17 protein-coding genes and 1 pseudogene are annotated in these 25,975 nt (G+C 52.4%); 10 read left to right on the forward strand and 8 right to left on the reverse strand.

Annotated elements, in window-relative coordinates; translation table 11 throughout:
- The first annotated feature begins 36 nt into the window (after nt 1–36).
- The 8 genes from AC6ESO_RS23880 (at nt 37) to AC6ESO_RS23915 (ending at nt 12,382) form a co-directional block, all read left to right on the forward strand.
- A complete protein-coding gene (locus AC6ESO_RS23880; protein ID WP_497093601.1) occupies nt 37–1,824 on the forward strand; it encodes a sensor histidine kinase in 1,788 nt (595 codons plus the stop codon).
- 3 nt (nt 1,825–1,827) lie between these two features.
- Entirely contained in the window at nt 1,828–3,453 is a 1,626-nt protein-coding gene (locus tag AC6ESO_RS23885; protein WP_497093577.1) for a response regulator transcription factor, read from the forward strand.
- A gap of 102 nt (nt 3,454–3,555) precedes the next feature.
- The gene (locus AC6ESO_RS23890; RefSeq protein WP_497093578.1) at nt 3,556–4,902 is read left to right on the forward strand and encodes an ABC transporter substrate-binding protein; all 1,347 of its coding nucleotides are present in this window, start codon (nt 3,556–3,558) and stop codon (nt 4,900–4,902) included.
- A gap of 90 nt (nt 4,903–4,992) precedes the next feature.
- Nucleotides 4,993–5,886, forward strand: coding sequence for a carbohydrate ABC transporter permease (locus AC6ESO_RS23895; protein WP_497093579.1), 894 nt, complete (start codon nt 4,993–4,995; stop codon nt 5,884–5,886).
- Nucleotides 5,887–5,915: 29 nt separating this feature from the next.
- A complete protein-coding gene (locus tag AC6ESO_RS23900; RefSeq protein ID WP_497093580.1) occupies nt 5,916–6,761 on the forward strand; it encodes a carbohydrate ABC transporter permease in 846 nt (281 codons plus the stop codon).
- Nucleotides 6,758–8,842 carry a hypothetical protein gene (locus AC6ESO_RS23905; protein ID WP_497093581.1) on the forward strand — a complete coding sequence of 695 codons (2,085 nt, stop codon included), beginning with the start codon at nt 6,758–6,760 and terminating at the stop codon, nt 8,840–8,842. The genes AC6ESO_RS23900 and AC6ESO_RS23905 overlap by 4 nt, the downstream gene beginning before the upstream one ends.
- Nucleotides 8,843–8,862: 20 nt before the next feature.
- The gene (locus AC6ESO_RS23910) at nt 8,863–10,659 is read left to right on the forward strand and encodes an L-fucose isomerase (protein ID WP_497093582.1); all 1,797 of its coding nucleotides are present in this window, start codon (nt 8,863–8,865) and stop codon (nt 10,657–10,659) included.
- A 16-nt stretch (nt 10,660–10,675) separates the two neighbouring features.
- The gene (locus AC6ESO_RS23915; protein ID WP_497093583.1) at nt 10,676–12,382 is read left to right on the forward strand and encodes a ribulokinase; all 1,707 of its coding nucleotides are present in this window, start codon (nt 10,676–10,678) and stop codon (nt 12,380–12,382) included.
- 97 nt (nt 12,383–12,479) lie between these two features.
- On the opposite strand, the gene AC6ESO_RS23920 is transcribed toward AC6ESO_RS23915, so the two are convergent.
- The 8 genes from AC6ESO_RS23920 to AC6ESO_RS23955 all read right to left on the reverse strand — a co-directional run bounded on the left by AC6ESO_RS23920 (nt 12,480) and on the right by AC6ESO_RS23955 (nt 24,368).
- On the reverse strand, nt 12,480–13,703 hold the full coding sequence (locus AC6ESO_RS23920) for an ROK family transcriptional regulator (protein WP_497093584.1): 1,224 nt from the start codon (nt 13,701–13,703) through the stop codon (nt 12,480–12,482).
- A 31-nt stretch (nt 13,704–13,734) separates the two neighbouring features.
- Nucleotides 13,735–15,504 (reverse strand): sensor histidine kinase, encoded by a 1,770-nt coding sequence (locus tag AC6ESO_RS23925; RefSeq protein WP_497093585.1) that lies wholly within the window; start codon nt 15,502–15,504, stop codon nt 13,735–13,737.
- Between the two features lie 9 nt (nt 15,505–15,513).
- Entirely contained in the window at nt 15,514–17,022 is a 1,509-nt protein-coding gene (locus AC6ESO_RS23930; RefSeq protein ID WP_497093586.1) for a response regulator, read from the reverse strand.
- Nucleotides 17,023–17,096: 74 nt separating this feature from the next.
- Nucleotides 17,097–18,776, reverse strand: coding sequence for a type 2 periplasmic-binding domain-containing protein (locus AC6ESO_RS23935; RefSeq protein ID WP_497093587.1), 1,680 nt, complete (start codon nt 18,774–18,776; stop codon nt 17,097–17,099).
- A 101-nt stretch (nt 18,777–18,877) separates the two neighbouring features.
- The gene (locus AC6ESO_RS23940; protein WP_497093588.1) at nt 18,878–19,771 is read right to left on the reverse strand and encodes a carbohydrate ABC transporter permease; all 894 of its coding nucleotides are present in this window, start codon (nt 19,769–19,771) and stop codon (nt 18,878–18,880) included.
- Between the two features lie 31 nt (nt 19,772–19,802).
- The gene (locus tag AC6ESO_RS23945; RefSeq protein WP_494819642.1) at nt 19,803–20,666 is read right to left on the reverse strand and encodes an ABC transporter permease subunit; all 864 of its coding nucleotides are present in this window, start codon (nt 20,664–20,666) and stop codon (nt 19,803–19,805) included.
- 242 nt (nt 20,667–20,908) lie between these two features.
- On the reverse strand, nt 20,909–22,492 hold the full coding sequence (gene nagZ, locus AC6ESO_RS23950; protein WP_497093589.1) for a beta-N-acetylhexosaminidase: 1,584 nt from the start codon (nt 22,490–22,492) through the stop codon (nt 20,909–20,911).
- A 79-nt stretch (nt 22,493–22,571) separates the two neighbouring features.
- A complete protein-coding gene (locus AC6ESO_RS23955) occupies nt 22,572–24,368 on the reverse strand; it encodes a galactose-binding domain-containing protein (protein WP_497093590.1) in 1,797 nt (598 codons plus the stop codon).
- Between the two features lie 333 nt (nt 24,369–24,701).
- On the opposite strand from AC6ESO_RS23955, the gene AC6ESO_RS23960 reads away from it, so the two are divergent.
- Together AC6ESO_RS23960 and AC6ESO_RS23965 are read left to right on the forward strand one after the other, a co-directional pair.
- A complete protein-coding gene (locus AC6ESO_RS23960; protein ID WP_497093591.1) occupies nt 24,702–25,049 on the forward strand; it encodes a hypothetical protein in 348 nt (115 codons plus the stop codon).
- Between the two features lie 23 nt (nt 25,050–25,072).
- Nucleotides 25,073–25,975, forward strand: a pseudogene (locus tag AC6ESO_RS23965) (collagen-like triple helix repeat-containing protein); the annotation flags it as partial.

The following is a 25,975-nucleotide window of genomic DNA, read 5'->3' on the forward strand; positions in this document are numbered from 1 at the left end:
AGGGAGTCGTGCGCATTTCGGAGGGGATCTACGTTGATGTATTCATTGCGGGGGCGTCTTACCGTCACCTTCATCGTGCTGTTAATTATTCCTTTCGTGACCATGGTCGTCATCTTGACCGGAATGTCGAACTCGGAGATCGGTCATTCCATCGAGGAATCCACCTCTCAGACGATGGATCAGTACGCTTCCTTCGTCAACACGCTGACTAATCAAGTGGAAGACGTCGCGAATCAGGTGCTCAGCAACGAGGTGACCCAGCAATGGATCGGCGGGCAAATGAATCCTAATCTTCGCGAAGACCGCAAGGTACTTCTCGATGCGGAGCTGCGGAAATTTTTATCTTCGATCTCCCTTAATCATACTTACATCTCCTCTATTACGGTGTTCGATCAGAAAGGAATGGCCGTAGGCATTAACGACCAAGCGTTCCACGACGACTCGTACCTAAAGAGCGAGTGGTACTCCGCTTTTAAATCCGAGGAACGGCGATGGGCACCGGCCCACCTAGACAAATATCAACCGAACTATCTGCAGAAGGAAAGCACCAATAGTCTGCTATTTAATTTAGTTCACTTAAGCACCTTTCAGAATATCGGGGTGTTGAAGGTCAACGTGCTGTCAAAGGAAATTCAGAAACCGATCGAGAAAATCAAGTTTGGCGAAACGGGCCGGGTCTATTTGCTGGATATGGAAGGTCTGCCGGTGCTCGACCAGCAAGTACCCGAGGAAATGTCCGGTTACAAACATGTATGGCCAAGCATACTGAAGGACAACCATTCCGGAGGTAAAATAACGGTGAACTCCCAGGGGAAGCAGCACCTCGTACTGTTTCGGAAACTTAAAGGCTCGGACTGGACGGTCATAGGCGAAGTTCCGGAGTCGGAGCTCTTTGAGAAAATGTCTAGGGTGCAGCAGACGATGCTTGGGGCTGCCGGCGTACTGCTCGTGCTTACGATCGGCGCCGTGTTCGGCTTGTCAGGCAGTATCGCCCGGCCGCTCTCCAATCTCGTGAAAGCGATGAAACTGGCGGAGCGCGGGGAACTATCCGAGGCCGAACGGCATGCATCGGATAACGCCCCACGGGGGAGAACCGAGGTTGGCTATGCAACCCAAGTGTTCCAAACGATGGCCCGGCGGCTGCGATTCCTAATCGAGACTGAATTCCAAGCGAATATGAGACGAAAGGATGCGGAATATAAAGCGCTGCTCATGCAAATCAATCCGCATTTTCTTTACAATACGCTGGAGGCTATCGGAAGCCTGTCCGCGCAAGGCAGGTCGGAGGAAGTCGTGGACGTGACGGAATCACTCGGGCAGATGCTGCGCTTCTCCCTCAAGACGGATACGGATCTCGTCAAGCTTCAGGAAGAAATGAGATACATTCGGCATTATATTTCTATTTTGCGAATCCGGTTCGGCAGCCGTCTGGATATCGATCTTAACGTGGACCCCGCGCTTGAGCATCTCTCTATCGTCAAATTTATTTTTCAGCCATTGGTCGAGAATGCCGTCAAGTTCAGTCTTGAAAATTCGCATACGGCCATTGTCCGGGTATCCGTCCGCCAAGAAGGAAACCGGATGGTCATTCGAATTGAGGATAACGGGGTCGGGATGTCTCCGGAGCTTATCGAAGAGCTGTACGAACAAGTCACCAACGGTAAAATATCGGACGTGCTAGGAGCGTCGGGACGAAGAATCGGTCTTCGGAACGTCCTGGCTCGCTGCCAGCTCTATTACGGTCCAGGACTTAGCATAAACATACAATCTTCATCCGAACAAGGAACGCTGATTACGATCGGTCTTCCAAGAAACGAGGTTTAAGTTATGTATAACGTATTGATCGTCGACGACGAACAAGAAATCCGCACGGGATTAAAGCTGAAGATAGATTGGGCAGGAATGGGCTTCTTCGTTGCCGGCGAAGCCAAAGACGGCCAGGAAGCGCTGGATAAGTTGGAAGAGACTGCCTATGATTTTATGATTACGGATATTAAGATGCCCGTCATGAGCGGACTTGAGCTGCTGAAGCGATGCTCGATGAAGTATCCGTTCTTAAAGGTCATCGTTCTGTCTGGCTTTGACGACTTCCACTTCGTCAAAGCGGCACTTCAGTGCGGAGCTAGGGACTACATGCTCAAACCCGTCGTTCGGAGCGAGATGAAGGAAATTATCTTGAAGGTTCGTGACGAAATCGACGAAGACCGCAAGAAACAAACCGAGCAAAGCGATACGCAATGGAGACTAAGCCAATCACTGCCCGCCGTTCGGGAACAGCTTATGCTGGCTTTGATTAGCGACGAAGGCGAAGAGCATCTGCTACCGCTTCGGAGCGATATCGCGATGCTGCAGCTCGCGCCGCTCTTGAACGAAGAGGCTCTCATCCGTTTCCTGTGCGTCGAGATCCGGTCTACAGCCAACCGATTCGAAACAGGAGAAGGACAGAGCGGTTTGTTCCGATTAGCCTTCCAGATGCTCAGTCGGGAGATCGTGGAGAACAGCAGGCTCGAGCAATCGGTGTTTGCCTTCCCCCATCCGAGCTATCCGAACATCATGAACTACCTGATTTCCTCGGATACCGTAGAGCAAGGTGAACAACGAATGCTTCAATTGACAAAGCTGGTGCACGACACGTTAAAGCTTCATCTCAAGGTGGAAACGGTGATCGCGGTGGGCGAGCTGCATGAAGGACTTTCTTCCGTGCGGCAAGCTTTCTTGTCGGCGCTGACGGCTTGGAGCAGAAGCCAGGCGGGTGCGATCACGCAGACGATTTATGCAGATAAAGTAACTTATCCCGCAGAAAAGCTGCTGCCCGAAGTGGAGAAAAGACTGCTTATTCTGCTGGAGGATGCGGAGCTGGATCGGTTCGTCCATACGATAGAGAATATGCTTCAGTCGCGAAAGGTATCGCTGCAGGACATTTATTCCTTCATGCTCCGCGTCGTGCTACTCCTAGATCAAGCGGTCACCAAAAACGGTCTTGCTGTCGGGCAGACACAGGATTGGATTTTTCCGATCACCCAGTGGAGCTTTACGACCCATCAGTCCGCAATCACTTATTTAAAGGAGCTTGCCATGATTGTAACGGAAGGAATCAAGCGTTCGAGAGCAAGCGGCGGTACGGCTGTAGCCGAAGCGGTGCGCCAATATATAGACGCGTACTACATGAACGAGATCAGCTTATCCATGCTGGCGGATCGGTTCCATATCAATACGACCTATCTCTCCGAGCTGTTTAAGAAGCAATTCGGTTCAACCTTTAGCGAGTATCTCGTACAAGCCCGCATACGCAAAGCCTCGGAGTTGTTGGCCGATCCGAATCTGCGACTAGCGGACATCGCAGAGCTGGTCGGATTCGCTAACGCCAGCTATTTAAGCAGCGTGTTCAAAAAGATGTACGGAGTAAGCCCTAACGAGTATCGTACGCAGCGAGGCGAAGAGCAAATCCGATAATTTTGCATGCTACAAACCTATACGATTGGATTCAAGGCAACTTGCCGCGATGGTAACATGAACTTGTAAATACATCAGCCAACCATTGAAAGGTAGGGTCATATGAATAAGAAAATTGCAGGCCTGCTATTAACTTCGGCACTGACGGTCAGCTTGGTGGGTTGCGGCTCCAATGACAAGACCAACAACGCAAATTCCAGCGAGCCGGCAAACGTCGCTAGCGATAACGCAAGCAACGCTGCAGCTGAGCCGGTCGAGTTGACGTTCTGGCGCCATGACTTCGCTCCAGAAGCCGATTCCTTGAACAAAATGATTAAAACGTTCGAAGAGAAATACCCGAACATCACCGTCAAAATGGAATTGATTCCGAACGACCAGTACGAGACCAAAATCCGTACGGCACTCGCGGGCGGTAATCCACCGGACATCATGGCGCTAGACGGCCCGACGCTCGCCTCCTACGCCCACCAAGGCGCACTGCTCCCTCTAGACGATTACATGAACAAAGACGGCAACAAAGACGATATCGCCAAACCGGTTCTGGAGAGCTTGACTTACGACGGCAAGATCTACGCGGCTCCGAACAACGATGCCAGCTTGGCCATGTTCTATAACAAGAAGATGTTCGAAGCTAAAGGAATTCCGCTTCCTTCGAAAAATCCGGACGAGGCTTGGACTTGGGATCAAATGCTCGATGCGGCTAAAAAGTTGAACGATCCAGCAAACGGCGTATACGGCTGGAACCCGACGCCATGGGGCTTCGCCGGCCATGAAGGCGCTCCGTTCTCCGAGATGGTGTTCCTCTGGCAGTCTGGCGGTGAAATCCTGAACCCGGAGATGACGACAGCGAAGGGCTTCCTGGATTCCCCGGAGAACAAGAAGGCGCTTGAGTTCTGGGGTTCCTTATACAACACCGATAAAGTTGCTCCTAAAGAGCTTCCGCAAGATGCGTTCGCAAACGGCAAAGTGGCAATCAACATCGATGGCCCTTGGGCATTCGGCGCTCTTGAAGCGAACTTCCCGAACTTCAAGCTCGGCGTCGATTACGACGTAGCTCCTCTCTGGAAAGACGCGAAGCAAGTGACGCCTAACGGCAGCTGGAACATGGCGATTACCGCCAAAACGAAGCATCCTGCAGAAGCATGGGCATTCTTGAACTGGGTAACCGGCGTAGAGGGCTCCAAGCAATGGTACCAGGACACGAAGAACCTGCCGGCTCGCTTGTCGACTGCGGAAGCGTTCCAAGAACTTAAAGAGTATCCGATGAACATCTTTGTTCAGCAATCCGCAAAGTACGCGCATCCTCGTCCGGTAACTCCGGCTTATCCTGCAGTCAGCGAAGCGGTTCGCCTTCTGTTTGAAGACGTAGGCCTCGGCGGCATGAATGTGGACGACGCGCTCAAAAAAGCGGTTGACAAAATCGACAGCGGAATCGCGCAAGTGAAGTAAACCACGATAGTAACGGCAAAGGGAGAGAGAGTACTACGCTCCTCTCCCTTTGTGTTACCTAAGAACAATGAAAGTCAGGAGGAATCGACCGTGAAAGGATATAAATCGGGCCTGTATGACAAGCAGGAGACGAGAGCCGCATTCTTGTTCATCCTACCCGCACTGGCGCTGCTCTTATTGTTCATCTTCTATCCGATGACGCGGGCGCTTCTGATTAGCTTCGAGAATTACAATCTGATTTCCGCCCACTCCACTCCGGCGGGGCTGGATAATTATAAGGGTTTGTTAAGCGACAGCACCTTCTTGGCCAGCCTAGGTCATTCTTTCTACTTCGCTGCCGTCGTGATTCCGCTTCAGACGGTCATCGCGCTAGGACTCGCCTTGCTGGTTAGAAAGTCGTTCCGCGGGGTCGGGGTCTTCCGTACGATCTATTTCTTGCCGGTGGTCGTATCCTTCGCCATCGCATCCACAATCTTCAGGCTGATCTATAACAAGGACTACGGAATGCTCAATATCATCCTGAAAGGGATCGGACTTCCGACGCTGGATTTTCTATCCAATCCCGATATTTCCATGATCGGCATCATTATTTTATGTATTTGGAAGGCAATGGGCTTCTTCATGATCGTATTTCTCGCCGGATTGAACAACATTCCGGATTCGCTCTACGAGGCGGCGCACATGGACGGAGCAGGACCGTTCCAGCAATTCGTAACGGTAACGCTGCCTCTTCTGAAGCGTACAATGGGCTTTGTAGTCGTGATCACGACAATGGACGCGCTCAAAATCTTCGTTCCCGTCTACATCACAACAAGCGGCGGACCGGCGCAATCTACGAGTACCGTCGTTCACTACATTTACGAAACGGCATTTAAGCAAATGAACATGGGTTACGCTTCCGCGGCGGCCTTCATTTTATTCGCGATCGTGCTTGTTATCTCTATTATTCAATTGCGAGTATTCCGGACAGATGTCGAGTATTAGTCCGATTTCGTACCTAAGGAGGCTTTCACATGGACAAGAGCCGGACCGGCATCGTCGTCATTCGAACCATTATCATGAGCATTATCGCCATTCTCGTCATCTTCCCCGTCTATTGGATGATCATGAGCTCATTCCGAACCCATGAAGAGATTTTCAGGTACAGCAAGCTCGGATGGCATCTATTCTTCCCGGTCCATTGGACTTTTACTAACTATAGGGACATCTTCATGGACGCCTCCAAGCCCTTCGGGAGGTACATGGCGAACACGTTGTTCGTTGCGGTAATTGTAACGGCAGCCGGCTTGCTCGTGAACTCGTTAGCTGCTTTCGCGTTCGCCAAGCTGCGTTTTCCGTTCAAAAAAATCTTGCTCGTCATCTTCCTGTCTTCGCTTGTTATTCCTTACGAAGTCATCATGATCCCTCAGTATTTGCTGATTAGCGAAATGCATTGGATGAATTCATACAAAGCGTTGATCGTTCCCCAGATTGTATGGGTGTTCGGAATATTCATGCTCATTCAGTTTTTTGCCGACATTCCGCGCGACATTCTCGATGCCGCCCGAATGGATGGTGCCGCCTGGACGCGGATTTATTACAAAATCGTTCTGCCGACCGCGGTTCCAGCTCTTATTACATTAGGCTTAATGACATTCCTGAACCAGTGGGACTCCTTCTTATGGCCGTTAGTCATCATCAACGAAGAGAAGAAGCAGGTCATTCAAGTAGCGATCTCCTCTTTCCAATCCCTAAGGAATATATCGTGGGGGAAAGTGCTGGCGGCAACGACCATCAGTTCCGTGCCGATTCTAGGCGTATTCCTCCTACTGCAAAAATATTATGTCCAAGGCATTACGATGTCCGGAGTGAAAGGATGAGTGTTCTCATGGCGGCTTGGCTTCAAGAAGGTATGATCATCAAATGGTTTGCTCAGAACGAATGGCATAGTTACGAACTTAACGCAATGGCCGCTGCATCCCTCAACGATTCGGCGGATGCAGCAGCCTGCTATTCTGCTGAATTGCCGGATGCGAGAGTACAGCTTAACATTCGAAATAATCGGGGTTTGAGTGAAGGAGAAAGACAAGTATTCGAGGCTGAAGTCACAATTAGCCCCGTCAACGCAGGTCTTACAATAAGCGGCGTTCAGCTCGTCATGTCGGTAGAAAACGATCTTACGTGCATCTGGAAGCCGCATTTATCTCCGAAAGAGGATATGGTCGTTGGGGACAAAATGTTCCGTTCGCCAGCGATTGTCTTCGAGGACGCAAATCGCATGACGGCTCTCGTTCCCGACTTGGCGCACATCGAGCGCGAGCGTACGATTCCCCACATCATGGATTACGTTCAGGCGAATCATAGCGTGATGTACGGATTGAGCGCCTACGAGGAGACGGGTCATGTCTACCATCGTTTGATCCCGTCTTCCCAGGATTTCTCCCAGTCCGTATCCTACCGATTCTATTTGCTTGAGTTGACGAAGCCATCGGGCCAACGTGACAAAGATTACCGGGGCATTGAGCGGTTCCTTTGGGAGCAATTCGCTGCCGATCGCATGCCTCTTGAAGAAGAAGCGCCGGTTGTTGCAGCATTAACGCCGTACGCGGAATACGCATATGGCTGGGCGCTCGACCGCTGGCAGGACGTCACCTGGCAGCAATTCTCGCTAAACGGTGAAGAGGTCGGCGGCGTGGTGTTTATCGTCTGTGCCAGGCAAAAGCCGGGACACGGCCAAGAGCAAGAATGGCGCGAGCCCAAGAGCCTTTGGAACCAAGCTTGGTTCTGCGGCTTGCGTACTGCTTACGGCTATGCGCAATGGGGCAAGCGACAAGGACGCCTGGATTGGGTGAGTAAATCCGAGCTGGCGCTTAATTTCGCCTTAAGCGCACCGCAAATAGACGGTTTATTCCCTGGCTATTATCAAGCAGGCGACGATAACCGCTGGGAATCCGGGCGCTGGTATATGTCCGGTCCGAGACGTCCCGCCGGACACGAAGATTACGTGCATTTGCTCGATTCTTCCTGGACTTGCTACTGGCTTTTAAAGTGGCACAGGGACGTACGCGCCGATGTGCGAATCCTTCCCTTTGTTCGCAGCTACGTGAATCGCTTGTTAAGCCTTCAGCTCAAGAACGGAGGATTCCCCGCTTGGGTTCAGCCGGTCACTTCTCAAATTTCGCCATATTTGTTGGAAAGCCCGGAAGCCTCGATGCATGTCATGCTGCTGTGCTTGCTGAACGAAATCGAGCCGGATGCCCGTTACGTCACGTCAGCCGAGCTCTCGGCTCGCATGGTCGCCGAGAAAGTCGTGCAGACTGGGCGCTGGGAGGATTTTGAAACGTATTGGTCTTGCTCCAAGCAGTGGGAAGACAAGCAATACGGTCTGCTCGATCCACGAAGCGGCCTCTACAATCAATGCAACTTCGGTATGTATTGGACAGCAGAAGCTTTCAAGGATCTCTACCGGGCGACCAGCAAGGCGGAATGGCTGGACGCAGGCGAGCAAGTGTTGGCTGAAGCGTCCCTCTATCAGCAAATCTGGCAGCCTGCCTACTTCCCGGTCCCAACCGTCGGCGGCTTCGGTGTCATGAACAGCGATGACGAATGGAACGACGCCAGACAAAGCCTGTTCGCTTTGACTTATCTCGATTATTATCGCCTCACCGGCAACGCGAGCTATCGGGCACGCGCGCTCTGGGCGATGAAATCGTCCTTCTATATGATGTACTGCCCGCTTAATCCTGCGGTTAAAGCCATTTATGAACGCGTTCATCCGCACTTCGACGAGAATGACTACGGCTTCCATATGGAGAACTTCAACCATCATGACGGCACTCCCGTAGACGGTCTCGGCGAGTTTACCATCTTCGATTGGGGCTGTGGGGCAGCTGCCTCGTCTCTGGCAGAGTTCGAGCGTTCACTTGCCGCCATCTCTTCCCCCATCGCAAGCGACTATTAAAATTCAGGAGTGAAACCATTATGAGCACAACGAGCAAGGGAACGAATCGACTGCAAGGAAGCATGCCCCTGATTGGCATTCGTCCGATCGTAGATGGACGCCGCGGAGGTATCCGCGAATCGCTGGAAGAAGTAACGATGGAAATGGCCCGAACTACGGCTCAATTCCTAAGCGAACATTTAAGACATAGCAACGGATTGCCGGTAGAATGCGTCATTGCCGATACTTGCATTGGCGGCGTCGTGGAAGCCGCGCAGGCAGAAGAAAAGTTTGCTCGTGCGGGCGTCGGGCTGACGATCTCCGTCACACCTTCCTGGTGTTATCCAACGGAGACCATCGATACGCACCCTACTCGTCCCAAAGCGATTTGGGGCTTCAACGGCACCGAGCGTCCCGGCGCGGTATATTTGGCTGCAGCCCTGTCCGCGCATAACCAGAAGGGATTGCCGGCCTTTAGCATTTACGGCCGCGACGTTCAGGATATTGGAGATACGACGATTACACCTGATGTACAAGAGAAGCTGCTCCAATTCGCCAGAGCGGGTCTTGCGGTCGCCACCATGCAAGGTAAATCGTATTTGTCGATGGGCAACGTCTCGATGGGCATCGCGGGTTGTATCGCGGACGAGTCCTTCTTCCAGAAGTACCTCGGTATTCGCAACGAATACGTAGACATGACGGAGTTCGTCAGACGGATGGAGCTCGGCATCTATGATCGGGAAGAATATGAGAAAGCACTGGAATGGACCCGCATTAACTGCATTGAAGGCAACGAAGTGAATCCTCCGCATCTGCAGCGGACTGCCGAGCAGAAGCAAGGCGATTGGGAAACAGTCGTCAAGATGACGCTTATTGCGCGCGACATGATGGTTGGCAATCCAAAGCTGGCAGCTATCGGATTCGGTGAAGAAGCGCTCGGACGCAACGCGATCGCGGCAGGCTTCCAAGGTCAGCGCGCATGGACGGACTTCTATCCGAACGGTGACTTCATGGAAGCGATTCTTACCTCTTCGTTCGACTGGAATGGCATTCGCGAACCATTCATGCTGGCAACGGAGAACGATACGTTGAACGGCGTGACGATGTTGTTCGGTCACCTGCTCACGAACGCGGCGCAAATCTTCGCGGACGTTCGGACCTATTGGAGCCCTGCCGCGGTTCAGCGCGTAACGGGCTATGAGTTAAGCGGAGCAGCCAAGGATGGCGTGATCCATCTCATCAATTCCGGCCCCGCGGCACTTGACGCGAACGGCCAAATGGAGGCGAACGGCAAACCCGCAATGAAACCGTTCTGGGACATCACGCAGGAAGATGTCGACAATTGCCTGAAAGCAACACGCTGGTGCCCTGCGGTTGACTTCTTCCGCGGAGGCGGCTATTCAACCGACTTCACGACACGTGAAGGCATGCCGGTAACCATGGCCCGTATCAATATCATCGACGGCGTCGGACCCGTGCTTCAACTAGCCGAGGGCTATACGGTCGAACTTCCGGATGAAGTGCACGACAAGCTGGACCAACGGAGCAACAGCACATGGCCGACCACTTGGTTCGTGCCGAATACGACGGGAGAAGGCCTGTTCAAGGATGTATATACGGTCATGAACAATTGGGGCTCCAACCATGCGGCAGTCAGCTATGGCCATATTGGCGGCGATTTAATCACGCTCGCTTCCATGCTGCGCATTCCGGTCAGCATGCACAATGTTCCGGATGAGCGGACGTTCCGGCCTTCAGCATGGACTTCATTCGGCGGCATGGACCCGGTAGGCGCGGATTATCGGGCTTGCCAAACGCTAGGACCTCTATATAAGTAAAAGGGAGAGATGCCAGATGACGAGGAAGTATGCAATCGGAGTCGATTACGGCACAGAATCGGGCAGAGCGCTTCTCGTTGACATAAGCAACGGCCGAGAGGTCGCCTCGCACGTAACCCCATATGGCCACGGAGTTATTGACGAAATACTTCCGGGAAGCGGACGAAAGCTGGAGCCAGACTGGGCGCTGCAGCATCCCGGTGATTACGTGGACGTGCTTAGAAAATCCGTGCCTGAGGTACTGCGCCTCTCCGGCGTGAATGCCGAGGACGTTATCGGGATCGGGATCGACTTTACAGCCTGTACAATGATGCCGTTGAATGCGGAAGGAACCCCTCTATGCATGACACCGGAGTGGTCAGCCAATCCGCATGCATGGGTAAAGCTATGGAAGCATCATGCGGCGCAGGAGGAGGCAGATCGCATTAACGGGCTCGCAAAGCAGCGGGGAGAAAGCTTCCCGGCTCGTTATGGGGGCAAACAGTCGTCCGAATGGATGATTGCGAAGATTTGGCAAGTTGTGAATGAGTCGAGCGAAATCTACGAAGCCACAGACCTGTTCATGGAGGCGGCCGATTGGATTGTCATGCAGATGACGGGTAACCCTGTACGGAATAGCTGCACGGCAGGATACAAAGCAATCTGGCACAAAGAGGCAGGCTATCCTTCCGATGCATTCTTCACGGCGTTGGATCCTCGCTTGAGCGGGCTGACCGAGACGAAGCTTCGCGGTGAGATCCTCCCGCTCGGCTCGAGAGCGGGAGGTTTATCCGAGGAGATGGCAGCGATGATGGGCTTGCATCCTGGCACGGCAGTCGCCGTAGGTAACGTGGACGCGCATGCGGCCGTACCTGCTGTTGGCGCTGTTACGCCTGGCAAGCTCGTCATGGCGATGGGCACCTCAACGTGCCATCTGCTGCTAAGCGATCAAGAAATGATCGTCGAAGGCATGTGCGGAGTCGTTGCAGACGGAATCGTCCCGGGCTATTACGGCTACGAGGCCGGACAGTCGGCAGTCGGCGACATTTTCGCTTGGTACATCGATGAAGCGGTACCGGAATACGTGGTACAAGCTGCAAAGACCGAAGGCGTGAACGTTCATACGTGGCTCGAACAGAGAGCGGCGGCATATGAGCCCGGCGAGACAGGCTTGCTCGCCTTGGATTGGTGGAACGGGAACCGTTCGGTGCTCGTGGATGCGGACTTGTCGGGAGTGATTCTCGGTTTGACGCTGCTCACCAAGCCGGAGGAGATCTATCGGACTTTGCTGGAGGCTACTGCTTTCGGTACCCGGAAGATTATCGACTCGTTCGTCCAACAAGGCATTCACGTCGATGAGCTTTACGCATGCGGCGGCTTGCCACAGCGCAACCGGCTGCTCATGCAAATCTATGCCGATGTTACCGGCAGGGAGATCAAGATCGCAGCATCCACCCAAACGGCAGCACTCGGCGCGGCGATGTTCGCAAGTGTAGCAGCGGGCCGCTCGGCAGGCGGCTACGACAGCATCGTGGATGCGGCCGATCACATGTCCCATATCCGGGAGGAAACGTTCGTGCCGATTCCGGCCAATACGGCGTCTTACGAGCGGCTGTATCGGGAGTACGAGACGCTTCACGATTATTTCGGCCGAGGCGAGAACACGGTGCTGAAGACCTTAAAGGAAATGAAGACGGCGGCAAAGACCGCTAAAGCGAACGAAACCCATGAAGTGCGGGTGTAGAGAGCTCCGTTAATAAATAAAAGCCCCTATAGCGGACATTTGAGTAAACACGTAAGTGTTTAAATCAATGCATGCTCTTAGGGGCTTTTCGTTATGATTAACTATACCGCTGCGAGAAATGAACGCCGCCGAACAGATCCTGGAGCAGCCATGTCGCCGCACCGGCGAGGATTTGATGCTGCTCGACGCTCTTGAATACGAAACGCGAGCTCCCTGTCTCCGTTGGGAACGGGAACACGTCGAGGCGCCGCTTCACTTCCTGCATGAAGGCGTCCGAACGGCTCGGCCAGCCGCCGATAATTAGCATTTCCGGACTCATGAAATTATAAATCGTCGCCATTAGCTGGCTCATGACCTGCGCGGCTTGCTGCATCATCGGCTGCAGCCACTCCGCGCCTTGCTCGTACAGCGCGAGTACATCCTCGAAATGCTGCGGGACATCGGCACCGACGGCATTGGAACCTGTACCCGCTGCTTCCCTCGCCGCAATCTGAGCACGCTGCAGCATATAAGGCACGGTCAGCACGGTTTCAATGCACCCCCGATTGCCGCATTGGCACAGCATACCGTTGCCTGCATCCACGATCGTATGGCCGATTTCGCCCGCGGCACCATTGGACCCGGCATAAATCTGCTCATTAATGATAATGCCGGCACCCAGGCCTTCCTCCACCGACACGTAGATGACATTACGATACGCGGCATTCAGACCGTAATAATATTCCGCGAAGACCGATGCGTTCATATCATTGACCACTTCAATGACACAATCATAAGCAGCAGCCAGATGGGCTTTCACCGCAAACTCGCTTAGCTGCAAGCCGCGCGAAAGCTTAATGGTGCCGCTCTGCTCGTCTATAATACCGGGTGACACAATGCTGATGCCCTTAATCCGTGCCAGCTCGGCGATGCCGGCTTGCTTCATCATGCGCGGAATCGCCTCGCTCAGATAATGCCCCACAGCATCATTACCTTGGACGCCGGGCACCACGTCAACATGAACGATCTCGCCGTGAAAATTCACCAGCGCGCATGTAAATGCCTGACTGCCAAGGCCGATCACGATGACATATCCTTTGCTTCGCGTAATTTCAAGCTGCACCGCTTTGCGTCCGACGGCGGTCGTATCCGTTTTCCCCAGCTCGTCAATGAATCCTTCTCTGATCAATTCATCGACCTGCGAAGATACGGTTGTCGGTGTCAAGTGGGCCAGCTTCGCGATCTCCACGCGGGTTAACGTCCCTTTCCGATGAAATAAACGCAGAATCGCGGCGCGATTCATCTCCTTCATCGTCTGGAGGTCTCCTTTGATCGGCTTCATGACGGCTGCTCCTTCTTTCCTTGTCATAATCTTAAGCGCCCAGCATAATTGCCGGATCCTGATATAAAGGGATGCGAATCGTGACCGAGGTTCCAATCCCCGGACGGCTGTAGAGCGAAACGCCGTACGCATCGCCGAATTGCAGCTTAATTCGCGAATCGACATTGCGGATGCCATAACCAACCTGCACGCCGCGCGGGTTCATGATCTGCTCCAGCAGGTCCCGCCGGATGCCGACGCCATCGTCAATGATCCGAAACGCAATATGCTGCTCTTCCTTCTGCGCCGTAATCCGAATGTTAATTTGATCGCCATACCAGGCATGCTTCAGCGTGTTCTCGATAAAAGGCTGCAGAACCAGCTTAACGGTCGTATACGCCAATATCTCAGGGTCAATCTCGTAATAGACACGCAGTCGATTCTCGTATTTGGCCTGCTGCAGCTCGGTATACACCTTGCAGTGCTCGACCTCATTCGCAATGGAGGTAAGAATGCGCCCATCGTTCAGCGACAAACGATAAAACTTTGCAAGTCCGAACACCGTCTTCTGCAGCTTATCGTTCTGCCCGAATTTAGCCAGGCGGCTAATAGATGAGAGCGTGTTATATAAGAAATGCGGATTGATTTGGGTCTGGAGAAACTCCAGCTCCGCTTCCTTCTTCTGCAGATTGGCAACGTACAGGTTCTGAATCATCTCTTCCATATTGCGGCCCATATTGTTAAACGCATCGCCGATCTGGGCGAATTCGTCGCGGCTTCTGAAATGAATGCGCTTGGAGAAATCCCCTTCGCGGAATGAGTCGATGGCCGCGATAATTTTGGTCATTTTGCGGATAAAATAGCGCGAGAACAGCGCACTGATGAGGATAAGAACGGCCACCACCATAATGCACATCATAATATACACATTCCGGACGGAGACCGCATTCTCCTTCAGATAACTGCGCGGAATATAGGCGGACAGTTTCCAGTTCAGTCCGGCAATCGGCTTCGTCATAACGAAATAATCGCTTCCGGCCGCCTCGCCATCCCAATTTGCGCCAAGCGGGGACGGCGCGGAGGTAAATAGCTTATTCCCATCCCAATCGCTTACGACCAGGACGCTCTTATCCGTAATTTTGCGATAATCGACAGCCTGAAGCAGATCGCTGATCTTCGTAACAATCCGCATGAACCCGAACTGCTTGCTGCCATCATCGAAATTAATCAATCGGCGCATAAGCGAGATGTTGCCAAAACGCGCATCGTTATCTACTTGCCGCCAGACGAAGGTTTGTCCATAGATCTCTTGCGGGAAGTCGAGCTGTTTATACCATTCCTGTATTCTCAAACGATCCATATGCATAATTTCAAAATCGCGCCCTGCAGACAGCGGATCAACCTCGCTGCCTCTAGCGAAGAAAACCTCGGGCACGGTCGGATTATCGGTATAAATATCGAGCCACACATTGCCGACCATCGAGCTGAGCATATTCGTCAGCTTCGGCTGCAAGTAGCGTGACATATTTTCATAGCTATAGTAGCCTTCCTCGTACTTACTCAGATTATTTTGCATCGTCTGGTCCAGATACAGCTCGTCCGAGATATGCTTGATATCTTCCATCCGATAGGCGATATTGTCATGAATTTGGCTCAGCGTGCCGCTAACGGCCGCGCTGGTCTGCTCCTCGCCTGAATGAACGGAAGACGTATACGCATAGTAGCCGATCGCCAGAACAGGCGTGAGCAGCAGAATTAAATAAGAGAGAAACAGCTTCTTTCCGACGGATAGGTATTTCGAATGATGCGCGGCTGGCCCCATGTGAGTCACTCATCCTTGTTTTCGATAATCGCTTGGCGTCAATCCGAATTGATCCTTAAACTGGCGGTTAAAGCTGCTCAGCTTCTTATAGCCCAGGCGGTTAGCCACCTCGTATACCTTCGTGCTCGGCACTTGAAGCAGCACGCTTGCCCGCTCCATCCGCTTCGCAATGACGAAATCGCTGAAATTCAGGCCCGCTTCCTCTTTGAACATATACCCCAAGTAATTCGGCGAGAAAGAGAAATAGTTCGCGACATCCTTAAGGGTCAGCTCTTCCTCGACATGGTCCATGATGTACTTTTCTACTTCCTCGATCAGCTTGCGGTTCTTCTTCTGTTTGCGCTGATAGAGACTCTCGGAGAGCTGGAACAGCCGGCTTCTGAGCCACCACTGGATATCCTCCACCGTCTCGAATTGAAAGACGATATCGAGCTTATCGAAGCTAAGACCGAGAATCTGATACAAGTCCTCATTGACGGTGCGCAGTCGAAAATCAAGCTGGGAAATAACATGGAGCAAATACACGTATACCGCATGCTTATCGTCGAAAGTCTTGACCAAGGCGCACAGATCCTCGACGCATTCGTCAATTCGCACCAGCTGGTATTGAATTAAGGCGGTAAAGAGCGAGTCCAGCACTTCGCTGAGCTGCTTCGCCTTTAAGCCGGTCTGGGGTTTAATGTCGGAGAATGGAATGACCTTGCCTTTGCCATAAAACATTTTGTTCGCGATCGCGTCCTTCGCGCACTGATACGATTCCGGAAGCTGATGGAGCTCGTTTACCAGCGTGCCGAGACCTGCCGTCACCGACCAGGCCAGCTTCGAGCTGACTGCATGCACGACATGCTTCAGCTTCTCCAGCGGCTGCGTGCCTTCCAAGATGACGACCATTCGTTTCTCATCGGTCTTGCAGAAATAAGGCAGACTCTCCGCCAGGAGCAGCTCCGCAAGCTGCTGCAGCTGCTTATCGAAAGCGGTGCTTTGCTTCTCCACGCCTGCCGCCCGCAGCTTCCAGTGCATATCGTCCATCTCAATGATGCCGATGGACAAGCCGGCTGACGGCGTTAGCCCGGTACGCGCATATTGTCCGCTGAGCAGCTGATTAACCGCCTCGCTCTTCTGCCACTCGGAACGGGTCGTCTCGCTGTCGAGCTCGGCTTTGACCCCTTGCAGCACCTCGAACAATTCATCGTCATTGACCGGCTTCAGCACATAGCCGGCCGCGCTAAGCGAGATTGCCTGCTTCGCATAATGGAATTCGGAATAGCCGCTCACAAAGACGACGCGAAGCTGCGGCCTTTGCTCCATGATCTGCCTAACCATTTCGAGCCCCGACATAATGGGCATGTTGATATCGGTTACAAGAATATCTACCTTGTTGTTCTTCATATAATCAAGCGCGCTAAAGCTGTTATTGATAGCGGCGACGACATTCATACCAAGCTTGTCCCAGTCGATATGCTGCTGCAGTCCGATCAAATCCATCGTTTCATCATCTACAACCAGAACACTGTACATGTCATCACCTCCAAATAATGCCAAGAAAAGGTATACTTAGTATACCTTCTCTTGGCATAGATACCTATGATTAATTATTGTGCATTAATCCGTTTCAGGTTGTCCTGCCACTTCGCTGTTTTGAAGGTAAGCAGCTTGTCATAACCCGCGGAATTCGCTTCTTCGCTCGCCGTATTCAGCATCGCTTCCACTTCCGCATCATCCTTCGCGAAGATCGCTTTGGCAAATACCCGCGTGAAGATATCGCTGATTCGCTGTGCAATAACGCCTTCTTCCGAAGTTGGAGCCGGATCCATGTTGGCAAATTGCGTGATGTTGTAGGCTGTTTTCCAAGCTACCGCATTTTGCGCGATCGTTGCCCACTCTTGCTGATCAGCCGGCAGCGACAATTCATGCTTCGACTTCGCTTGATCGATGAACGTTGTGTTCCCTGCCCAGTTGAAGGAATCCATCGTGGACATCATCTTGCTCAAGCCTTCTTTATCCGTTGCATATTTATCCGTAAATTTCGGAGCATCCGTGTCATCGGCGCCATCCCAGTACAGACCGGGAGGACCCCAGAAGCCCACGCGTTGTCCTTCGGGACCTGTCAGCCAATCCAGGTAAGCGAAGATGCCTTCCGGATCTTTAGCCGATGTGGTGATCATGTTGACGTTCCAGCCAAGCGAATCATATTGGGTTGCGAAAATCTTATTCTTATCCAAGCCGCCCTTCTGCAGCGGCCAAATCATCGTGTATCCAGCGCTTGGGTCGGCAGCCTTCAGGGCAACCGTACCTCTTGCACCCAGGTCAGTTACGTTGTAAGCAGCGGCTACGGCTACTTTGCCGGTCGTCACTTTCTCGCGTACTTGCTCGATTTTCTGTGTTAAAGCATCTTGGGTCACAAGCTTCTCGCGGAAGAGCTTGCTTGCGTATTGCAGCGTTTCTTTAAAGGTTGGATCGGTGAAGATCGATTCCAGCTTGTCGCCGTTCGGCACTGCCATTTGGCTGACGAATTGCACCGGGTGGTCTTCCGCGAACCCGGAGTACAGCTCGTAGATGCCTTGTGCGCCGATACTCGTTTCAAATGGAATCACCTTCGGATACTTCTCTTTCACAAGCTTCAAATAAGCATACAGATCATCGAATGTTTCAAGCTTTGGCGATCCCAGCTCCGTGTAGATCTTAGTATTTACGATGTATCCGCCGTTACCGCGTGCGGAATTGGCATACCAGTTCGGGAATACATACAGGTGGCCGTCTTCCGCCTTCAGCATGTTCAGCGTGGCATCGCCCGCCCATTTCTTCAGGTTCGGGTATTTATCTACGTATTGATCCAGCGCAACCAGTTTGCCTGCCGCCCTGAGTTTCTCGACATTCGCGTCGCGCTCACCCCAGATGACGTCCGGCAGTTCGTCGGATGCGATCATGGCGTTAAGCTTTACTTCCGGCGAGCTGCCTGCTTGCACGGCCGTTACCGTTACTTTCTTATTATCTTGAATCCACTTCGTGCCGGGATCGGCTCCCCACGGGTTCTGCGTGTACCAGTCATAATTGCCATAGAAGCTGAAGGATACAGGGGTTACGCCAAACTCAAATGCAGGTGCGGCTTCAGGTGTGTTCGTCGTAGCTTCTGCCTGATTATTCGTGCTTGTTGTTGCAGCTGCAGAATCGTTGTTGTTGTTCGTTTCTGACTTTGATGCGCATCCTGCCATTAACATGGATGTACTAAGCAGCATAACTCCAAGCGATGCGGCGATTCTTTTTCTCTTCATCGATAACCCTCCATGTACTTGTTATATTAAGCTATTTTGCATAAAACCGCTGTAACAAATCTCACTTTTCCCCGCTGCCTAACCGGGCTAGCCGCCGCTGGTTATCCTTTCAACGAACCGACAAGCACGCCTTTGACAAAATACTTCTGCACGAACGGATACGTAAACATGATCGGCAATACCGCTACAATCATGGTGGCCATGGATAACGACTTCGTTGTAATCGACTGCATCGCCGTAATGCGGTCTTGTGCAGCTGAATTCAAGTTGAGCAGCTCCGTCGTCATGATGTTGGAGTTGAGAATTTGCTGGAGCAGCGCCTGTATGGGCAGCAGCTCGGTCTTCGTGATGTACAGACCGGCATAGAACCAGTCGTTCCAGAGCGAGACGGCCGTAAACAAGGAGAGCGTAGCGATGATGGGACCGGATAATGGGAGTACAATTCGGAATAACACGCCGAAGTTGCTGCACCCGTCGATACGGGCCGATTCCTCTAACCCATCCGGCAAATCTTTGAAGAAGGAAATAAAGACGATCATATTCCAAACATTTATAATGCCTGGGATAACGAGCACCCAGAAGGAATCCAGCAAGTGCATGTTGCGGATCAGCATGTACGTTGGAATCAGTCCGCCACTGAAGTACATCGTGAATACACAGAAGAGCATGTATGCTTTGCGCCCAATCAGGTTCTTACGCGACATTCCGAAGGAGAAGATGGCCGTGCACAGAATGGCGACAAAGGTACCTACCAACGTCCGCATCACGGAAATGTAGAAGGCATCCAGCAGGCGGCCGTCTTGGAAGACGATCGAGTAGTTCTGCAGGGTGAAGCTGCGCGGCCAGAAGGTGATGCCTCCAAGCTCCGTGTCGGAGCCCAGATTAAACGAGATGACAATGGAGTTCCAGAAGGGATAGAAGCAGACAAAAGCCAGGACGATCAACAGGGTATAGACGAGTGCGTGAAAGACTTTATCTCCGGTACTGCGTTTCATAGCCTGCTGCCTCCTCTCGGTAGCGTGATGATTACCATAGGCTTGAGCCCTTCCTTCTGGCAATTGCGTTGGCCGCGATGAGCAAGCCAAGGTTGATGACGGACTTGAGCAAGCCGACCGCCGTAGCGTAAGAGTATCTGGAGTTCTTGAACCCGACGCGGTACACGTAAGTATCGACGACATTCGCTACTTCTGCCAATGTAGGACTAATGGCTAGCAGCAATATATCTTCAAAGCCGGCATTGAGGATGTTCCCGACCGCCAAGATCATGAAAATAATGATGATGGGCCGAATGCTCGGCAGCGTGACCAGAAACACTTGCTTGAACCGGCTTGCGCCGTCCATAGCGGCTGCTTCATAGAGTGTCGGATCTACGCCGGCAATTGCGGCCAAGTAAACGATGGAAGCAAACCCGATTTCTTTCCACACATTGGCGCTAATTAAGATGGTCCAGAAGTATTCCGGCAGCGAGAGGAAATTGATTGGCTCGTCGATCAGGTTCAGCTTCTCAAGCGCCATATTCAAGCTTCCGTTATCGACGGCAAGCATGGAGCTGACGAAGCCCGCTACGATAACCCATGAGAAGAAATGCGGCAGGTAGCTGATCGTTTGCACGATTCGTTTGAAGTACATATTCTTCACTTCATTCAGCATGAGCGCCAATATGATCGGTGCCGGGAAGCAGAAGAGCAGCTTCAGCACGCTAATCCAGATCGTGTTGGAGAGCACCTCGCCGAACTCAGGGGATTCGAAGAAGATGCGGAAGTGCTTGAAGCCAACCCACGGACTGGCGAAGAAACCTTTGAACATGTCGTAATCCTGGAAAGCCGTTAACAAGCCATAGAGCGGAATGTAGCTGAATACGAATAGGAACAGCAGTCCCGGGATGACCATGATCTGCAAATCCCACTGGCGGCCAAACAGGACCAGCTTGCTCTTGCGCGGCCGCTCTGCGCGTACACTCGGTTGTGCGGCGAAGCGGCTGATATTCGGATTCTCTGTCGACGAATTACGCTGCACCGGAATCACCTTCTATCTCGTTTCTCTTATATCTTCATGATAAAGTGATTCGATGCCGCGAAATACTCCCTTCATCAACGAAAAGAGTCTGCGATTCAACGCCTTTTTATATTTCATTAATCCAGTGGACTAATAAATGTTTTCTGCGTATGGAGCTCGACAAATGCCCGCATGCTGATATCCGAAGTCGAGCAAATCGACACGACGCTGCTGCTTGCCGGAAGCTCGCTTACATCGTAAGGGTTTCTTAGAATGAGACACAAATGCGGCTTCGATTCCGCACAAAGCTCAGCCAGCTTCAACTGTTCCTTAAACATATGGGCGTTAATGGTGCATTGGACGACGACATCCACGGTGGGCAGTAATTCCAGGATGCCGGCTAGTTCGTCCGCTGTTGGCTGCTGTGAAATATAGGCCGTGACCATGTTGTAGCCTTGTTCCGCCAAGCCGCTTGCCAGTGCTATCTCCTTGCCCTCGGTGCTGTCCGCTTGCGTCAGTTTCCGCTGCCTTGGCATGATGAGCAGATAAGTAGGCTTGAGCGACAGCGGGAGTAGTCCTGCGGGATCTCTCGTTGTGACGATGGAGGCCGTTGCGATATGCAGGGCAGTCATTTCGGCTTCCTGCAAGGTAAGCGGAGCCGCATGGCGCTTGTAAGATGCGATTCGCAGCTTAAGCGCGAGAATTCGGCTTACGGAAGCGTCAATTTGACGCATCGGTATCTCGCCCTGTTCTACCGCCGCAATAATGCCCGCCATTACGCGATCTTGAAATGCAGGGGTATGGCACATCAAAATTTGATCGTTGCCGGCTTGCACGGCAAGCACGCCTGCTTGCTCTGGGCTAAAGTACAGTCCGATGGCATGCATTTCAATGTCGTCTGTGCAAATGACGCCCTGATAACCAAGCTCGCCTCGAAGCAGCTCCGTGACAAAATATCGCGACAGCGAAGCCGGCAGCCCGCCCGCCTCCGCTATTTGATCAAAAACTACATGCGCCACCATAATCGCATCTACATCCGCCTCAATCGCTGCCTTGAATGGAACAAGCGCCTCGCGGTGCAGCTGCTCCAGTGTGAGGCCGCATGTAGGTAGCGCTTTATGGGAATCGACCGCAACATCACCATGCCCGGGAAAATGTTTGGCCGTAGCAGCTACGCCCGAGCGGTGCATCCCCAAGATAAAGGCCTGTCCATAAGCTGCTGCAATTGCGGCATTCTCATGGAAGGATCGGACGCCAATGACCGGATTAAGCGGGTTCGCGTTTACATCAAGAACCGGAGCCCAGTCCATGCCAATGCCGAGGTGGAACAGCTGACTGCCAATTACTTTACCGGTCAGATAAGCAAGACCCGCATCCTCCGCTAATCCAATCGCCCGATTACCCGGCACCGAAACGTAGAAATCGGTCAGGTTGGACAGGCTCCCGCCCTCTTCGTCGATCGACAGCAATGCCGGATACGGCAGGCCGTTCTTCGCTGATGCGGCTTGAATATCCGTTACAAGCTGCTTAAGCTGCGGCTCAGAGCTGATATTGTGCGGGAACAGGCCAAGCCCGCCCACCTCGGTTTCGCCGATTCTTCCTCGATCCCGCGCCGTTACTTGTTGTCCTGGCACACCTGTTACGCACATCAGAGCGACCTTCTGCTTCAAACTGAGTTTCTCCAGCATCGTTTGCACTTTCTCCTCATTGAATACGATCATTTGGATCTGCCCCCTCGTGGTTGTATAGAAAAGTCCCGACCCACGTCAGACATGGATCGGGACTGAGCTCCCCTTGCCTTTAGGAATGATTGACCCACAGGTTCATCCAGTTCGTTTGATCCGGTGTGAAGAACGAGGAGCCATACACCGCGGTATTGCGGCCAATAAAGTTGCTCCACCAGAAAATGCCGGCTCCGTACACATTCGCCCCGCCTGCAATTGCCGCATTTAAACCTTCGGCTGCTTTCTGCAAGCTCTCTACGGCAGGATCATGGTACACCGTGCCATCTGCTGATTTCAGCTCATAGGAAGGCAAGGTCGGTACCAGCTGGCTGCGAACGCCGCCCGGCCCGGTATTGCCGATTGCATTGCTGTATCTTGTAATTTCGTTTGTCCACAGCGTCTTAAACGAATTGGCGGTCGTAATGTCCGAGCCCCAGCCCATCGAATCATAGATCATTGGATTCATCATGTTGACGATGGCTGCGACTTGACCGATGTACGCGTTGCTCCACTGATAGCTGCTTACGCCGCTATAAGGCGGATCCGCAGGCGTCGAGATGGAGAAATAGTTGTTCGAAGCCAGTGCGTTGTTGCGTAAATACTGCAGCGTGTTCAGCAGTGTGGTGTCATTCGTCATGAAGCCTTCAATATCCAAATGAACGCCGTCCGCCTTGTAGAACGGACCTGTTCCGCCGACTTGGACACCAACATTAACGAGTGTATCGATAATGGCGTTCACATTCGTATTAAACGTCGCATTGCCGAAGTTTGGATTACCTACCTTCGTACCGCTAACCCTCGTAAACCGGCTGCCGTAGTTGAGGTCGATAATAATCAATTGGTTCGGATCCGTCAGTCTGGAGTTCTTAATCCAAGTGGCTAGGCCTGCGTACCCTGCCGCAGGCAATGTGCCGTTGGTTGATGTTGCGGAATCGACAAGTACGCCGATATCGGCAAATTGGTACTTAATCTTCTTGGCCGCAAGCTCATTGACGTAGGCCGCGATGTTGGCTGCGCTCTGCGCCGTAGCGAACCAAGCCGAATTTAGGAATGTCGTGTTATTCACGTGACAATTCAAGGAACATCCTCCACCGCCTGATGTGTCTGTCGAAACAGATAGCGGCGTACTGGCAGCTGATGTGTTGCCCGCGGCATCCTTCGCTTTCACCGTAAACGTGTATGACGTACTTGCGGTTAACCCGCCGATGACAGCAGTTGTGCCTGTTACGTTAACCGGATTCGCTCCGTTCTTGTACACATCGTAGCTTGTTACCGCCACGTTATCGGTCGATGCTGTCCAGGAGAGATTTACACTTGTCGCTGTTTGGGATGGAGAGGTCAGTCCTGTAGGTGCAGTCGGAGCAGTTGTATCCCCGCCGCCGCCACCGCCGTTGTTGTACACTTCCAGTTCGAAAATTTCATAGTAGATATCCGCTTTGCCCGTCATATACACCCGAACATACTGCGCGCTGGATGCTGTGAAATTCGCAGTCGTCGTTCCCCCTGCTCCGCTTGTTGTCGCGTATTTATCGACCCAGTTTGAAGCATCTGTCGAGGTTTGGATCTTGAAAGCCGTCGCATACGTGTATTGCGGCCATTTGACCACAACGCTGTCAATCGTTTGCAGGGAGCCCAAGTTGACGTAAATCCATGAGGCCGCTTCGGATTCCGCGCTTGCCCAGCTGGTGGCAGTGCCATTGCCGTCTACGGCTTTGGCCCCTCCGTACCCGGTTGCCCAGACGGATGATGTGATGGTTGTTTTGTTCAGTGCGAGATTGGTTGCGGCAAAGCTGATGGTGGGAAAAAGAGTAGCGAGAAGCGAAATGAGGATGAGGAGAATAGCCGGCTTTCGTTGCCTGAAAATCTTGGACATAAGTAACCCCCCTAACGAATTAGTGAAGCAGCTAGTATCACAAAGATGGCTATATAATTATTCCATTGGATTTATTAATTATAGGATAATGTTGGATGCTGCGTCAACGGTCAATTTACTGGTTCTGTTCCTTCTTATACGGGTCTTCATATGCCTAAATTTACATATTTTGGTTTATTTAACCGAATTTATCCACACGGTTGAAGTTCTATTGAATACTACTATTAATAGAGCCAAAAAGGTAGTCATTGCTACAGGTTCCTCGTCTAGCATTCCCTTCTTATATGAACTAGTTTACGTTTTACTACTCTAATTCGAGAGGGGGGAGAAGAAATGCCCTTCCTGTCAACCGGCCCCGTTGCTAATCATGCTGTCGGCGCAATCGACCGTGTTCAGCAATTGGCGCTGCGGATGGTTAACCGGGATTCGCTTAATACGTCCACCGTCCAAATTCAAGGTTTTTACTTGAACGGGGTACGCACCATGTATGTCAACGAACTGATTAGCTTATTACCCAACCAAACGTTTTTAAAAGTGTATTATGCCGACTTTGACGCTTATGAGTATCAATTTACCATCGGAGGTGCTGGAGCCAATCTAACCGAGGTATCTGCTTGGGGTAAAACAGGCACTGGCCGATTAGTTGAAACCCAGCGCCTTACCGCGGCGGAATCTAATTAAATCAATAAGGAGGAATTCATAAATTGCCTATTTTCTCAACTGGACCGATTGAAAATAGTATGGTGATCGAAACCGGGACAAGACCTACGCAAACCGTAACGGTCAAAATCGATAACAGCCATTCTACGGACTCGTATATCCTTTATCTCACCGGCTATTATGTAGGTACTTTAAGATCGCTATATATCGAAGAATTGTTTGTCGTCTTTGCCAATCAGGTCATTACCAAAACCTATTTCGCCGATTTAGATGCATTTGAATTTATCTTTAATGCCTCAGGTGCCGGAGCATCGTCGGCTCAAATTTCTGTGTGGGGTAAAGATCCCGAAGGGGATCTGGTTGCCTCCCATCGGATCGTTACAAGTGAATTAATGACCGATGCCGTTGGCATTATCGGCGCGACTGGTGCTACCGGTGCCACCGGTACGCCTGGCGCCGCTGGTGCTGCTGGCGCCACTGGAGCACCGGGTACGCCTGGCCCTGCCGGTGCGACTGGTGCTACCGGTAATCCGGGTACGCCTGGTGCTGCTGGCGCTACTGGCGCTACCGGTAATCCGGGTACGCCTGGTGCTACTGGTGCTACTGGTGCTACTGGTGCTACTGGTGCTACCGGTGCTACTGGTGATCCGGGTACGCCTGGTGCGACTGGTGCCACTGGTACACCTGGTGAGCCCGGCGGTCCTACAGGGCCAACCGGGGCGACTGGCGATCCAGGTACACCTGGTGCCACTGGTGCCACTGGCGATCCTGGTACGCCTGGTGCTGCCGGGGCGACTGGCGCCACTGGCGCCACTGGTGATCCGGGTACACCTGGAGCTGCCGGGGCGACTGGCGCCACTGGCGCCACTGGTGATCCGGGTACACCTGGAGCTGCCGGGGCGACTGGCGCCACTGGCGCCACTGGTGATCCGGGTACACCTGGAGCT

The organism is Paenibacillus rhizoryzae (assembly GCF_059686995.1).

Coding starts and splice junctions, on each gene's coding strand:
- AC6ESO_RS23880 (WP_497093601.1), top strand. CDS start 37: ATGTATTCATTGCGGGGGCGTCTTACCGTCACCTTCATCGTGCTGTTA.
- AC6ESO_RS23885 (WP_497093577.1), top strand. CDS start 1,828: ATGTATAACGTATTGATCGTCGACGACGAACAAGAAATCCGCACGGGA.
- AC6ESO_RS23890 (WP_497093578.1), top strand. CDS start 3,556: ATGAATAAGAAAATTGCAGGCCTGCTATTAACTTCGGCACTGACGGTC.
- AC6ESO_RS23900 (WP_497093580.1), top strand. CDS start 5,916: ATGGACAAGAGCCGGACCGGCATCGTCGTCATTCGAACCATTATCATG.
- AC6ESO_RS23905 (WP_497093581.1), top strand. CDS start 6,758: ATGAGTGTTCTCATGGCGGCTTGGCTTCAAGAAGGTATGATCATCAAA.
- AC6ESO_RS23910 (WP_497093582.1), top strand. CDS start 8,863: ATGAGCACAACGAGCAAGGGAACGAATCGACTGCAAGGAAGCATGCCC.
- AC6ESO_RS23915 (WP_497093583.1), top strand. CDS start 10,676: ATGACGAGGAAGTATGCAATCGGAGTCGATTACGGCACAGAATCGGGC.
- AC6ESO_RS23920 (WP_497093584.1), bottom strand. CDS start 13,703: ATGAAGCCGATCAAAGGAGACCTCCAGACGATGAAGGAGATGAATCGC.
- AC6ESO_RS23925 (WP_497093585.1), bottom strand. CDS start 15,504: ATGGGGCCAGCCGCGCATCATTCGAAATACCTATCCGTCGGAAAGAAG.
- AC6ESO_RS23930 (WP_497093586.1), bottom strand. CDS start 17,022: ATGTACAGTGTTCTGGTTGTAGATGATGAAACGATGGATTTGATCGGA.
- AC6ESO_RS23935 (WP_497093587.1), bottom strand. CDS start 18,776: ATGAAGAGAAAAAGAATCGCCGCATCGCTTGGAGTTATGCTGCTTAGT.
- AC6ESO_RS23940 (WP_497093588.1), bottom strand. CDS start 19,771: ATGAAACGCAGTACCGGAGATAAAGTCTTTCACGCACTCGTCTATACC.
- AC6ESO_RS23945 (WP_494819642.1), bottom strand. CDS start 20,666: ATGGTCATCCCGGGACTGCTGTTCCTATTCGTATTCAGCTACATTCCG.
- nagZ (WP_497093589.1), bottom strand. CDS start 22,492: ATGATCGTATTCAATGAGGAGAAAGTGCAAACGATGCTGGAGAAACTC.
- AC6ESO_RS23955 (WP_497093590.1), bottom strand. CDS start 24,368: ATGTCCAAGATTTTCAGGCAACGAAAGCCGGCTATTCTCCTCATCCTC.
- AC6ESO_RS23960 (WP_497093591.1), top strand. CDS start 24,702: ATGCCCTTCCTGTCAACCGGCCCCGTTGCTAATCATGCTGTCGGCGCA.